The 12,540-nt window shown below is 71.0% G+C and carries 8 protein-coding genes; 2 read left to right on the forward strand and 6 right to left on the reverse strand.

Features of this window, described 5'->3' with window-relative positions; all coding sequences use genetic code 11:
• Positions 1–24: 24 nt before the first annotated feature.
• From ACGFIQ_RS26585 to ACGFIQ_RS26595, 3 genes are all read right to left on the reverse strand, one after another.
• Positions 25–5,202 (reverse strand): trypsin-like peptidase domain-containing protein, encoded by a 5,178-nt coding sequence (locus ACGFIQ_RS26585; RefSeq protein WP_393248054.1) that lies wholly within the window; start codon positions 5,200–5,202, stop codon positions 25–27.
• A 16-nt stretch (positions 5,203–5,218) separates the two neighbouring features.
• Positions 5,219–5,539 carry a trypco2 family protein gene (locus tag ACGFIQ_RS26590; protein WP_146758808.1) on the reverse strand — a complete coding sequence of 107 codons (321 nt, stop codon included), beginning with the start codon at positions 5,537–5,539 and terminating at the stop codon, positions 5,219–5,221.
• A 144-nt stretch (positions 5,540–5,683) separates the two neighbouring features.
• Complete coding sequence (locus tag ACGFIQ_RS26595) at positions 5,684–6,229, reverse strand: hypothetical protein (RefSeq protein WP_393248057.1); 546 nt, start codon at positions 6,227–6,229, stop codon at positions 5,684–5,686.
• 479 nt (positions 6,230–6,708) lie between these two features.
• Between ACGFIQ_RS26595 and ACGFIQ_RS26600 the strand changes: the two genes are divergently transcribed.
• Positions 6,709–8,529 (forward strand): bifunctional metallophosphatase/5'-nucleotidase, encoded by a 1,821-nt coding sequence (locus ACGFIQ_RS26600; protein ID WP_393248059.1) that lies wholly within the window; start codon positions 6,709–6,711, stop codon positions 8,527–8,529.
• A gap of 297 nt (positions 8,530–8,826) precedes the next feature.
• Here ACGFIQ_RS26600 and ACGFIQ_RS26605 read toward each other — a convergent pair whose 3' ends face one another.
• Genes ACGFIQ_RS26605 through ACGFIQ_RS26615 form a run of 3 tightly spaced genes read right to left on the reverse strand, consistent with a single transcriptional unit; the run spans position 8,827 to position 11,024 of the window.
• Entirely contained in the window at positions 8,827–10,143 is a 1,317-nt protein-coding gene (locus ACGFIQ_RS26605) for a hypothetical protein (RefSeq protein ID WP_393248061.1), read from the reverse strand.
• The gene (locus ACGFIQ_RS26610; RefSeq protein WP_393248063.1) at positions 10,140–10,445 is read right to left on the reverse strand and encodes a hypothetical protein; all 306 of its coding nucleotides are present in this window, start codon (positions 10,443–10,445) and stop codon (positions 10,140–10,142) included. The genes ACGFIQ_RS26605 and ACGFIQ_RS26610 overlap by 4 nt, the downstream gene beginning before the upstream one ends.
• A 9-nt stretch (positions 10,446–10,454) precedes the next feature.
• Positions 10,455–11,024, reverse strand: a complete 570-nt coding sequence (locus tag ACGFIQ_RS26615) for a hypothetical protein (RefSeq protein ID WP_393248065.1) — start codon at positions 11,022–11,024, stop codon at positions 10,455–10,457.
• A gap of 948 nt (positions 11,025–11,972) precedes the next feature.
• Here ACGFIQ_RS26615 and ACGFIQ_RS26620 point away from each other — a divergent pair.
• Positions 11,973–12,491 carry a hypothetical protein gene (locus ACGFIQ_RS26620; RefSeq protein ID WP_393248067.1) on the forward strand — a complete coding sequence of 173 codons (519 nt, stop codon included), beginning with the start codon at positions 11,973–11,975 and terminating at the stop codon, positions 12,489–12,491.
• Positions 12,492–12,540 lie beyond the last annotated feature (49 nt).

A 12,540-nucleotide genomic window follows, 5' to 3' on the forward strand; every position in this document is an offset into this window, starting at 1 on the left:
TGGGTGCCGCCGGAAGCTCAGGGGTCAGTCGGCGGGACGCGAAGCGTACCGACCGTGCGCCACCAGGTCGGCGAGCAGGTCCGGTGGGATCTCGTACAGGTATCCGCAGCCGCGGTCCACGGCGAGAGCGCCGCCGTCGACGCTGGAGATGTCGGCGTCCAACGTGGTGTCGCAGCGGTCGCAGTGCACCCGGGGCCGAGGGTTTCGGCGGCTGCCCCGGACCTGCGCAGCGGGGGCCGGCAGACGGGTGAGTCGCTGGGCGACCGCGACGCGACCGGTTCGGATGTCGATGCTCAGGTCACTGGCGCACCCCTGGCAGGTGAAGGACTTCAGGGCGGGGTGCGCGCCGTTGCCCTGCAGCACGAACGGGGCCCGGCAGCCGGCGCAGGTCAACGGTCGCCGCCAGTGCCCGGCGGGTGGGTCGTCCGGTGCGGGCGGCGGGCTGCCCGGGCGCGGACCGACCAACCGTGTCGAGGCGGCCCCCGGCGCGGGGAAGCCCGTCGGGGTCGGCCGGTCGGCCAGGCGCGCCCGTACCCTGTTCCACGCGCCGGTCGCCGGGGCCGCGTCGAGCCGCGGCTGCGCCAGCGGGCGCAGGTGCGCGCGGTGCACCTCGTCGGGGTACGCGTCCCACAACCGCACCCAGAGGGGCGCGAACACCTCCGCCGCCAGGCCCGGCAGCAGCTCCCGGGAGAACCGCCACGCCGCCTCGGACGGCGCCACCGAGATCAGCCACCGCCACAGGACAGCCCAGACCTCGGTGCGCTGCCAGGAGGTCAGCTCCCGCTGGGCGGCCGCGAGCAACTCGGGCCGCGCCTGCCACTCGTCCACGATCCGGTCGATCACGCCGTACGCCTGGTCGACCGGCGCGTTGGACTCGACCGCCGCCCTCACCACGTCCAGGTCGGTCGGATCGTCGCTGATGAGGTCCTTGGCGATGAGCGCCCAGGACGGCCGTGTTCCGTTGCGGCGCAGCCAGTTCGCGACGACCACACGGAAATCCCGGTCCCGCAGCAGGTGCCGGCACGGCCCCTCGTGTATCGCGATCCGCCACAGCGGGCCGGCCGAGAACTCGTAGGTGTCCGCCGCGCCGAACCAGCGGTGCACCAACTCGCCCAGGTGCGTGTCGTCGAGGTCGCCGGCCGTCGCGGCCAGCACCCCCGCCCACCGCTTGTCGGTCATCTCGGTCAGCAGCCAGGGCAGCGCCAGGGCGCGGGCCCGGTCGGCGGGCAGTGCCGGGCGGATCGCGGCGTACACGGCGCCCCACGCCGGTCGGGGGACGCCGAGCCACCGTTCGGCGTGGACCAGCACGGCCGGTTCGGCGGGGGTGCCCGCCGAGGCGGTGGTCGCGACCTGGAGGAGCTGCGCCGCGCGGCCGGACGCCGGGTGGGCGCGTACCCAGTCCAGCAGGGTGCGGGCCGTCCGTTCCCGGTGCTCGGGGGCCGTGGCCCGGGCGATCCGGGAGGCGAGGTCACCCCACGCGGTCTCCTCGTCGGGGTGGCGGGTAAGCCAGAGCAGCGCGGTGTCCGCCACCTCGGCGCGCCGCGCCGGTGGGGCGACGCGCAGCATGCCGGCGAACACGTCGGCGCAGTGCAGGGCGTCCAGGCCGCCGGTCAGGCGGTCGGCGCCACGGCCGACGAGCCCGTCGTCCGGCTCCACCACGTTCAGGCAGAGATGGCTGTACACGCGGGGCCAGCGGGTCGAACCGGGGTTGCGGTCCAGCCAGTCGATCGCCGCGGCCCGGATCTCGGGTTGCCGGACGTGCGCCGCCCGCAGCTGCACGAACAGCAGCGACCAGGCCGGGTGGTCGGCCGCCAGCAGGCCGACCAGTCGATCCCGCAGCGGCGGGCAGAGCTCACCGTGCCGTTCCAGGTGGGCACGCAGCACGTCGCGCCGCCAACCGCCCCGGAGAAACCAGGGCCAGCTGACCAGGCGGGCGAGGGCGTGGCCGGTGCCGACGTCGGTGGGGAACTCCCGCATCCACGCCCCGAGCGCCGGCAGCAGGTCGACAGGTACGGGCGCGGCGAGGATCTGCCGCCACACCAGGGCCTGCTCCCGGCGCGGAGGACCGGCCAGCCAACCGTGCACGACGCCCTGGTGGTCGCCGCCCCGGCGATGCAGGGCTGCGACCAGAGGCGCGAGCGACCCGTCGGTCGCGATCCCGCCGCGGACCAGCCGGTGCGCCACCTCCAGCAGCGGGCGGTACGACCACGGTTGGCGCAGGACGGCCACCAGGGTCTGGAGTCCGTCACCGTCGACGCGGCCGGCCGTCGTCTCGATCAACACGTCGAGGTCCCCGTCGTCGGGTCGATGCTCGACCAGCCGGCGTGCCGTGGAGTGCCAGGCCGGCCAGCTCCGCTTCGCCCGCAGGAAGGCCCACACCGCCCGGTCCGCGACCGGATCGCGCAGCCGTACCAGCGCGTCGACCAGGTCGGTCAGCCCGACGTCGGTGCCGGCCGACGTGGTCAGCCGGTGCAGGGCGTGGGCCACCGGACTCCAGCCCCGGGCAAACCGGACCTGGCGCTCCAGGCCGACCCAGACCGCGAGCACCGGGTGGGCGAGGCGGGTCAGGTCCGCACCGATCGCCTCGGCGGCGGCGAGTACGGCGGCTTCGGCGTCCAGCCGGGAAAGCGGGGACGCGGCGTCCGGACCGTCGACGCGACCTGCCGGTTCGGTCGGATGCTGACTCAGGGCGGCCCGGGTGACGGCGGCGAGTAGCACGCGTAGCAGGGGCAGGCTGGCCCAGCCGCGCGGGTTGACCCGCACCGCGCCCAGCAGCGCGTCGCGCAGGTGCTCCCGCCGGACGGCGGCGTGCCCCGCCACGGGAAACCAGACGTCGTACATCAGGCCGGCCAGCAGGGGATGGGCGAGCCGGTAACCGGGGCGACCGTCGTCGGACGGCAGCACGTGCAGGTCGGTCCCGTAGCCGTCGAGGGCGTCCCGGACCCCGGCGGGCAGCAGGTGGAACGACTCCTCGGGGTAGCCGACGTCCAGCCGGTTGACGGCGAGCAGGTCGACGAAGAACCGGTACAGCTCCGGACTGTTGGTCGCGGTCACCCGCGACCGGAAACGCCGGGCGTACGCGGTGATGCCCTCACCGTTGTTGCGCCACTCGAAGAACAGCTGCGCGGGCAGCGGAACTCCCCCGTCGGGCAGCGCGGGTGCCGGGGTGCCGGTGCGCAGGGCGTACCAGTCACGGAGCTGTTCGCGCAGCGTCGTGTCGTACCCGTCATGGCGGTAGCCGCCGGTGACCACGTCGCCGTGCCGCCGCTCGAACATCGCCCGCTGCTCGGTCGGGGCGCAGCAGACGAAGACCGGCAGGCCGCTCACCGGCTCGGTCTGCAACCGGTGGGCGAGGATGTCGAACGCCTGCCGCCAGGGGTCGGGCCCCTGCCCGTCGCCGACGGTGAGCGGGTCGTCCACCCCGATCACCACGTGCCGGCTACGACCGAGCCCGTCGGCGTGCCGCGCGGCGTCGGACAGGTGGGACCCGCCGGCGGGGCACAGCACGGACACGCCGGCGCGGGCGTTGAGCCGGGCCAGCAGTTGCAGGAGCAGGATGCTCTTGCCGGCGCCGGACGGCCCGGTGACCCAGAACATCGGAAGCCGGCCGGCGAGCTGACCCGCGTCGGCCAGGATGACGTCCTCGTACCAGGCCCAGTAGGCCCGTTCCACCTCGTCGACGGCGTCGGTGGGGGCGAAGAAACCCTCGCGGAGGTGGGCCAGGGTGGGTTTCTGGTTGACCAGGACCCCACCGGGACGGGGGACGACGCCCTCAGGTGCCCGGTCCCGGCCGGTCATCATGACGACGGGCGCCGGGCCGGCCTCCCCGAGCGTGGTCCGCAGCAGCTGCTCCGGGTGTTCGCCCAGACCCGAGGCGAAGATCTCGCTGACCAGCTTCGGTGCCCGCGCCGCCGGTTGTGCCCACCCGCCGTTGTGCAGCAGGGCGATCAACCGGCCCTGCGGGTCCGCGCCCGGGTGCAGGTCAATTCGGTCGATCAGGTCGTGCAGGGCGCGCTCGGCGTCCTCCAGTTCGTCCGCCGGTTGGCCGGCCAGCATGTCCGTCAGCCACCGCCGCATCTCCGCGTGCGGGTCGGCAACCGCGATACGGGGCGCCTCGATCCGGTACCGCAACCGGGCGCTCGCCCGGGGCAGCGCCGCGACGGTCGAGTGCACCCGGGCCAACTCGTCGAGCAGCTGGCGCAGGACGCCCGCGGAGAGGGGTCGGCTCGCCGCCACCCGGTACACCGGCTCGGCGGCCTCCGAGCGTGTCAACTCGGTGTGGATCCGCTGCGCGGCGGCACCGGGATCCTGCGGATCTGCCGTGGTGAAGGCGCGCTCCAGCACCTCGTACAACTGGATCGCGAAGGTGCCGGGACGCCGCGCCGCCTCCGGCACGCGGGGATTCTGCCGCAGCTCGTCGTGGACGGCCCGCAGGTCGTCCAGCCAACCGGCGCTGGCCCCGTTGCCCGGCAGGACCGGCGCCACGGCGTGGTCGGGCACACCGAGCAGTCGCCACCACCGCTGCGGATCCGGGACGCCCGGTCCCCATTCCGGCCACGCCCGGTCCGGCTCCAGCAGGGTCAGCGGCGCGCAGAGCAGGCGGCCGGTACGCGGTGCGTGCTCGACCACCACACCGACCAGGTGGTCCCGCACGATCACCGGGCCGCCGGACATCCCGTCCCAGGCCGAGTTCGGCTGGTGGAGGAAGCCTCTCGTCCGCGCGCCGCCGGGGTCGCCGTCGGTCACCGGGGGCAGGCGAACCTCGACCAGGCCCGATTCCAGCTGCGACGCCCGGAGCAGCGAACCCCGCTCACAGAACGACAGACCCCGGTTGGTCTCGGCGAACGCCGGACAACCCCACACGTCCACCCCGTCGAGTGGCGCGAGGTCGGTGCCGGCGCGATCCAGCCGTGCCACCGGGAAGGTGCGCAGCCCCGTTCCAAGCCCGGGTACGCGGAGCAGGGCGAGGTCGGGGCCGTCCGGGCCCGGCGTCCAGATCGCGTCCGGGCCACACGGGACCGGATGCCGCACTCCGTGCAGGTCGACCGCGGCGACCGTCCGGCCGGCGGCCACCACGTGCGCGCAGGTGAGCACCACCTCGGGCCGGACGACGAAGCCGCTGCCGTAGACGTAACCGCCCTCGACCCCGACCTCGATCCGGACCAGCCGCTCCGCCGAGGACAGGCCGGCCGACGGTGTCACCAGGACCGGCCTCCCCTCACCGCAGCCGGGTCGCGCTCACCCGGTTGACCTGCACCGGGTTGCCGCTGGCGTCGACCGGTGCCCCGAACTCGATGGTGATGGTGTGGGTGGCCTCGCGCGAGTAGCTGGCACCCCCGCCCAGCTCCGCCTCGATCACCGGGATCTTGAAGCCGGCCCGGCCGTCGATGTCGGTGGTGGCCACCGCGCTCAGCTCCACCGAGACGGCGTTGATGGGAAACCGGATCTCCGCGCTGGCCGCCCTGGTCTGGGCGAGCGTCAACTCGCGACGCAGCTCCTCGATGGCGTCGGCCAGGTCCAGGCCGCCCTTCCTGGTCATCCGCACCTCCGGGTGATCACGATCGGCATGCACCGCCCGATCGGCGTTTCGACAGCATCGCAGGTGGCAGTCGATCATCCGGTGCGGGTGCGGTGCGAGGGAGTGTCCGATTTCCGATTGCCGCGCAGCCGGTGGCTGCTGACCTCAGCCGCCCTCGCCACAGTCCGACAGCACCTCGCGGGTGCCGGGCAGTTCAGCCGCCCCGATCGATGGGCGGAGCCGTGTACCCATGGTGCGCTGCACGCCTGAAGATCCGATCGCCCAAATGCCGACGGAGTCGTAGAAGGACATTCCCAGCATGGGCAACCCGCGATCCGGGAGCGTCATGCTGCGAACAGCTCCTTCGTGATCCAGGCCCAGCGTGATGAGCGAACACGGCGGAATGTCAACGGTCGAGAAGAAGCCGACGTCAAGCGCCTGGGGAAACCTGGGTGCGATGACAATGCTCCCGATCGGCACGGGCGAACGGTTCTGCACCCGCACGACAAAGGCGATGCCCTTGGGTCTTCGTACCTCATCCTCTGTCGGGATCCAAAACGCTACTCGGGACGCGAAGCGCTGCTCATACCGCTCGCGCTCAAGTCTCGTAAGTTCCAACTGTTCCCGGGTGAGTGCTTGTTGATCCCGGTAGGTCGACACCGCAATCCAGAGGGCCGGTGCCGCGAGCGTGACGGCAAGGAGCGCCGCCACCGCCTGCACCCAGTCAGTTGTCGTGGGGGCGCCACCAGCAGTGCCCGAGCTTCGACGGCCACGCCGCCCGCCGCGCACCCTTCGCCTCGGCTGCCGCATGCGCCCACCTCCAACAGTGCCGGACGGTCAATCGTGCCTGGCAGCCGCAAGGGTGGGCTTCCGCCGCGCGGCGTGCCCACCCTTCACGTTCGCCCCCCAGGAAGCGGGCAGGTGTCGAAGGCACCCGCGCGAACGCGAGTAGTCAGGAACCTGACTCGCGCGGGCGCTAATCGAGGATCTCCTGCTGCGGGTATTCCCGACGGGACGGTGGACACCACCACCGACATCGGTCGCCTGGACGTGGAAGTCACTCGGCCGGCTCAGCGGCGCATCGTCAGTGCGTGGCCAGGCCGAGCACCACGGCAGTTCACACAATGTTGATCAACTGGGCGGAGGCTGTCCGGGCGAACCAACCCGTACCATCCTTGGGAGCCCCACACATGCTTGACAGCGCTCGAATGCTCCGGCGTGGCCGAGCCGCCCTGGCCGCCGCGGTGGCCGCCGGCTTGCTGCTGGCCGGTGGGGCGGCTTCGCCGGCCGCCTCGGCCTCGCCGGCCGGCGCACGGCCGGGTACGCCGGTCCCGGTGCAACTCTTGTCCATCACGGACCTGCACGGCTACTTCGGCGACTACACCACGACGGTGCCCGGAGCCCGGGCCGGCGAGCCGGCCCGTCAGGTCGGCGGTGGCGCCTACCTGGCGGCACACCTCAAGCAGCGCCAAGCCGGTCAGCGGAACTCCATCCTCTTCTCGGCCGGGGACGACTTCAGCGGTTGGCCGAACGAGACCGGGTGGTTCTGGAACGAGCCGACCATCGAATACCTGAACTCGATCGGGCTGGATTTCTCCACGGTCGGCAACCACGAGATGGATCGGGGCTACGAGTTCCTCCGGCACATGGACGATGGCACCTGCCGGTGGCGGCCCGACAACGACATCTGCTTCACCGACTCCACCGGCCGGCGCTTCCACGGCGCGGACTACGACTACTACTCCGGCAGCCTCGTGGATGACCGCAGCGGCAAGCCCAAGCTGCCGCCATACCACGTCGAGTACGTCAGCGACGGGCACGGCGGTCGGCTGCCGGTCGGCTTCGTGCACGCCACCACCAAGCTGATGTCCGAGGAGCAGATGTCCTACACCCCGAAGGGGTTCGACTTCCTCGACGAGGCTGACACGGTCAACAAGTACGCGGCCGAGCTGCGCCGGCAGGGCGTGAAGGCCATCGTGGCGGTCATCCACGAGGGCTTCTCCCAGGAGGCCGGTGCCGGGTACGACGAGTGCGTCAACCCGTTCGGCCCGATGTACGACGCCAACGCCCGAATCAGCGCGGACGTCGACGCGATCGTCACCGGCCACTGGCACGCCCTGGTGAACTGCATGCTCCCCGACCCGGCCGGCAACCCGCGCCCGGTGGTGGAGGCGGCCAACCACGGCCGACTGTTCAACGAGATCAACCTCCAGCTCGACCCGCGTACCGGCGAGGTGCTGCGGGACCGGACGACCTCGGTCAACCACGCCAACACCCAGGACGTGACTCCGGACCCCGAGACCCTGCGGATCGCCGACTACTGGCGGGCCGAGCTGGCGAAGCGGGCGAACCTGCCGGTCGCGCGGGTGACCGCGGACCTGACCCGGGCCCCGGGTGACAGCGCCGAGTCGACCATGTATGACGCCACCGCCGACGCGTTCCTCTGGGCCGCGAACCGGGATGGCAAGGCCGACCTGGCGGTCGCGATGCCCGGCATCCTGCGCCGGGACGTCCGGTACGCCGCCGACCCTGCCAACCCGGCCGACGCACCGGGCCGGGTGCTCTTCTCCGAGCTCGCGCTGGGCACCGTCTACGACAGCGGCATCGGGGTGGGGCTGGTCCGGGGCGACGTGACAGGCGCCCAGCTCGACCAACTGCTGGAGAGTCAGTGGCAGCAGGCGGCGGACGGCACCGTGACGTACCGGCACATGGCGGTGTGGGGCAACGTCCGGTATCGCTACGACCTGTCCAGGCCGGTCGGCGACCGGGTGGACCCCGGCAGCGTGCGGATCGGCGGGAAGCCGTTGAGGCTCAAGTCGACGTATCGGATTGCGACCCTGGCGAACAACTTCTTCGCCAAGAACGCCACACCCGGTTTCACCGCGCTGTTCGAGGCGCGCAAGCAGGACCGCAGCCTGTACAACGGCGGTGACGCTCTGTGGCGCTACCTGGAGAACGCGTCCCCGGTCCGCCCGCCCGCGCTGGACCGGGCGACCCCGGTGTCCCGCTGAGGCGGGTCGAGGACGTCGGACCAACCGGGTGCGGGCGGCCAGGCACACCGCCCGCAGCCGGGCCCGGGTTCAACTCCACTCGGAAATTCAGTTTCGCTCGGGTACGTCCATCTCACTGGGCCGTCCAGTCGTCCTGCGGGATCGTCGGGCGGGCGGCGCGGATCGACTTGAGTACGGCGAGGATGTTCGCGGCACTCTTACGCTGGCGGACACGCGTGCCGTCCGCGTGGTCAGCAGGAGTGGGCGAGCACGACGGCGTTCCCCCGTACCAAAAGCGCCGAGTTGCGAGGCGTGTGGTCATGCCGCCGGCCGATCCGGCCGGGGCGCCCACTTGCCGCCGTCCAGCCAGGCATCGGCACCGACCTCGGCCTGTGGGAAGGGCGTCGTGGTGTGGTTTCGGGTGCCGAGGTCGGGGCGTTCCTTACGCTCCTGCTCATCGATCTTGATCAGGTCGGACATGGCTTCGGCGTGCAGGCGCTCGGCCTCCAACAGGAAGGTGACGAATTCCTGTACCACCTTCTGCAGCGCGGCCTCCGGGTTCGAGCACGACGAGAAGAGGCCGTTGACGGCTTCGATGTAGCCCTTGAGGGCCTCGATGAGCTTGCCGATGTGCTGGTAGCCGAGGCCGGCGTACGCGTTGCGGAGGCCTTCCAGCATGCTGGCGGCCTTCTTGCCCTCCTCGGCCAGCCAGCGCGTCTGGGTCTCGAGCTGAAGCAGGTAGGCCGAGGCGCGTTCGGCGTACTGGCTGAACGCCAGGGAGGCGCTGCCTTCCCAGTAGAGCTTGAGGTTCCGCAGCTCGCCGTCCATTTCGGCGCGCAGCTCCGCGTAGGTGCCGGCGACCGAATGGAGGAGGTCGGCCCGGTTCCAGATCACCTTGGGTGCCGAGCGCCAGGCGTGGACCATCAGGTCGGTCAGTGGAAGGCGGTCCCCGGTGCCGAGCTCGATCAGGATCGCCTCCAGTTGGAGAAGCGTGTCCCGGTGCTCGTGGATGAACGTGTCGAGCTGGTCGCCCTCGCCGTTCTCGTAGTAGGTGGTCCGGCCGCCGCTGAAGCCGAGATTGTTGCCGTCGCTGCTGCCGATGGTGATCGGCTCCTCGACGACACGGGTCCGCGGCAGCCGCTCGTTGCGGGTAGCGCCCAGCCGGTCGTTGCCGTCCGGGATGACCACCACCGGCTGGTCGTCCGGGAGTCTGCGGTCGTGCGGTTGGGACAGGATGCCAGCGCCACCCGGACGGACTCGCACGCTGCTGCCGTAGCCGTCGCCGAGCGGCAGATAGGGCCCCAGGTCCCGGTTGAACACGTCGAGGTTGGTGGCGACGTCCAGCTCGGTGCCCTCGTAGTCGGCGGCGATCTGCATCAGCCCGTCGGCGATGCGCTCCATCTCGTTGCGGGCGATCGCCGCCTCGGACAATCTGCTACCCAGGGCCGTCGCCCAGTCCCGGTTGAGCCTGTCGGAGATCCCCTCGATCGTGCCCCAGGCGGCGACCGGGATCGCACCGACGTCGCCGGCGTAGCGGCGAACGGCGCTGTAGGTCACCGCGTCCTCGTAACGCTCCACTCCGAAGGCCACCAAGGCCCGCGACTCGACCCGCAGGGCCGACGTATCAGTGGTCATGATGCGTGCCCCTCCCCCTGCGTTGGCTCGCCCGGAGTGAACAGCTCGACACCAACGGGCGAGCCGAAGTAGTCGATGCGCAGCTGGCGGTACTGCCGCCGATGATCCGCCACCGCCGCGAGCAGGGCCGTCCGAATCTCGGACGCCACCTGGTCCGGACTGCACCGGCGCAGCGTCCCCGGCCGAATGTCGACCTTCAGGTCGCCGTCGTGCTCCCGGACGACCGTCACCCAACCGTTGACGGAGACGCCTTCGGCTTTGATCCGAGCCACGTCCTCGAAGTAGCGCTCCAACTTGCCCACGGCTTCCTCCTAATCCGTGGCCTTCAGCGTCATCGCTCGATCGGTGATGCGCTGGGCGCTGGTGTTGGCGTACGTGACGAGCTGCTCGACCGCAGATCCGGCGTTGCTGAAGTCCGCGAGGATATGGGCGTAACGCTTGTCGGAGGCTAGGAAGACGCCTGCGTAAACCTTGTCGTTGATCTTTGTCGAGCAGGAGCGCGCCACCTCGTATCGTGCCGCGCTCGGGTTCGGGACCTGATCGCCGTCGCACGGGCCGGTCGTGGCCGTGCTACGCAGGAATGCCTCGTCGTTGCTCTCGATGACGCTCAGCACGGCCCTGCCCTGATACGACTGATCAGCAGACGTGAAATCGAGATCGCAGCGGACCCGCGATCTATCAGCCTCACGCTTCGGCTCCGTACGCGTCAGGGTCCACGACCCTTCGACGACATCTGGTAGGGCTGCGGCCAAGTCACTGCACGAGGGAACGACCTCGTCGTCACCGAACGGCCACCACCGCCAACCGCCGAGCAACCCCAGAGCCAGGATCACGGCGCCAGCCACGACGGCAAGCTTCTTCCTGCCCATCAGACCGCTCATCGACCAGACCCTCGCTCGTACACGGAAGGCTCCCCGTCGCGTGCCGACGGTTGCAGTGCGGCCAACGCGATCCTGGCCGCCGCCCGCACTTGCCGGGCCAGTGAGTCATCCGTGTGGCGGTGCAGGTCGTCTACCTCGACCGCGACATCACCCTGACGTGATGCGGCGATGCGAACAGACCGATCCGGCGAGTAGACATCCACATCAGGGCCGGGAGCGGGCACGTCAGGACTTGGCGGCTTTCGTGACCCGAGGGTCATCGGATCGGTCCTTTCCGGCAGTCGTGCGGACCGCCGCAAGCGGGTCGTGCGGGTGCCCGACAGGGATGCCACCCCGTCGCAGCGCCGTCACGGCGGTGACCCTATCAATGGGCGTCACCGGCTCGCCGCCCTCAGTGATCACGCGCATGGCCATACCGCCGACTGCAAGGCAGGCTCTGTCGCGAGCCGGCTCGAGATGACCGCGGCCAGCGCGGCAGGTGGTGATGGCGCTGCAGCCGGAATGCAGGAGCACTCTGGCAGCGGGAGATGACACTGGAGTCCCGTTGGTCACACCCTGAGCAACCTCCGCCAGGGTCGGTCGCCCGATCCACGGCGTTCGGTCGTCGACGCCATTGCTGCCTTCTTTGGGCAGCCGCCCGCCTTCTTCGCTGAGACGTCGGAAGATCAACATGAGCACAAGCTCGCCCAGGCTCTGACCGATCCGCTTATCAAGCAGGTAGCCATGCGCCTGATAGACGCCCGGCTATCGCCAGAGGGCCATGCCGCAGTTGTGGCCATGATCGAGCAGGTGCAGCGGCTGGAGGCTGCCGCCCGCGGCCGGGCGGAGAGCACCGATCGGCAGCGCCGCTGATGACCGACGTCTTCGAACAATCAAGCCACCGATCGCCGGTCACCGCCGGCACGGGTCGTCACCGAAGCATGTGCGCCAGCCGTCTTCGCGGCCCTGATGCCGCTGATCATCGCCCTGCACAGCACCGCCCCCGCCGTAATGACCGGCCTCGGCTGGGCACTGCTCGCCATACTGTTCTGCTCCGCCGTCCCGTACGCCGTCATCTGGGTCGGCGTACGGCGAGGACGGCTCACCGACCACCACATCGGCGTACGCGAGCAGCGCCGCATGCCTCTGGTCTACGGTCTGCTGTCCGTCCTTGCTGGTCTCGCCGCGCTCGTTCTCGCCGGCGCGCCCCGGCCGCTCGTCGCCATGGTCGTGGTGATGTTCGCCGTGCTGCTCATCGTCACCGCGATCAACCAGGTGTGGAAGCTCAGTGCGCACGCCGCCGTCGCCAGCGGCTCGATGTCCGTACTGATCGTCGTGTTCGGACCGGCGCTGCTCCTCTCGCTGGCGGTCGTCGTCCTGGTGGGTTGGTCCCGCGTGCGGCTGGCGGATCACACGATTGGCCAGGTTGTCGCAGGCGCTCTGGCCGGCATCCTCATCGCTGTGCCGACGTTCGTCCTCCTCGCTTGAACCGACTTGGGCTCTGGCAGATCGCCGGCAGTTGGCGCCCGGCCGCCCT

Origin of the sequence: Micromonospora sp. NPDC048898, from assembly GCF_043198035.1 — a bacterium.
In the GTDB taxonomy this organism is placed as follows: Bacteria; Actinomycetota; Actinomycetes; order Mycobacteriales; family Micromonosporaceae; genus Micromonospora.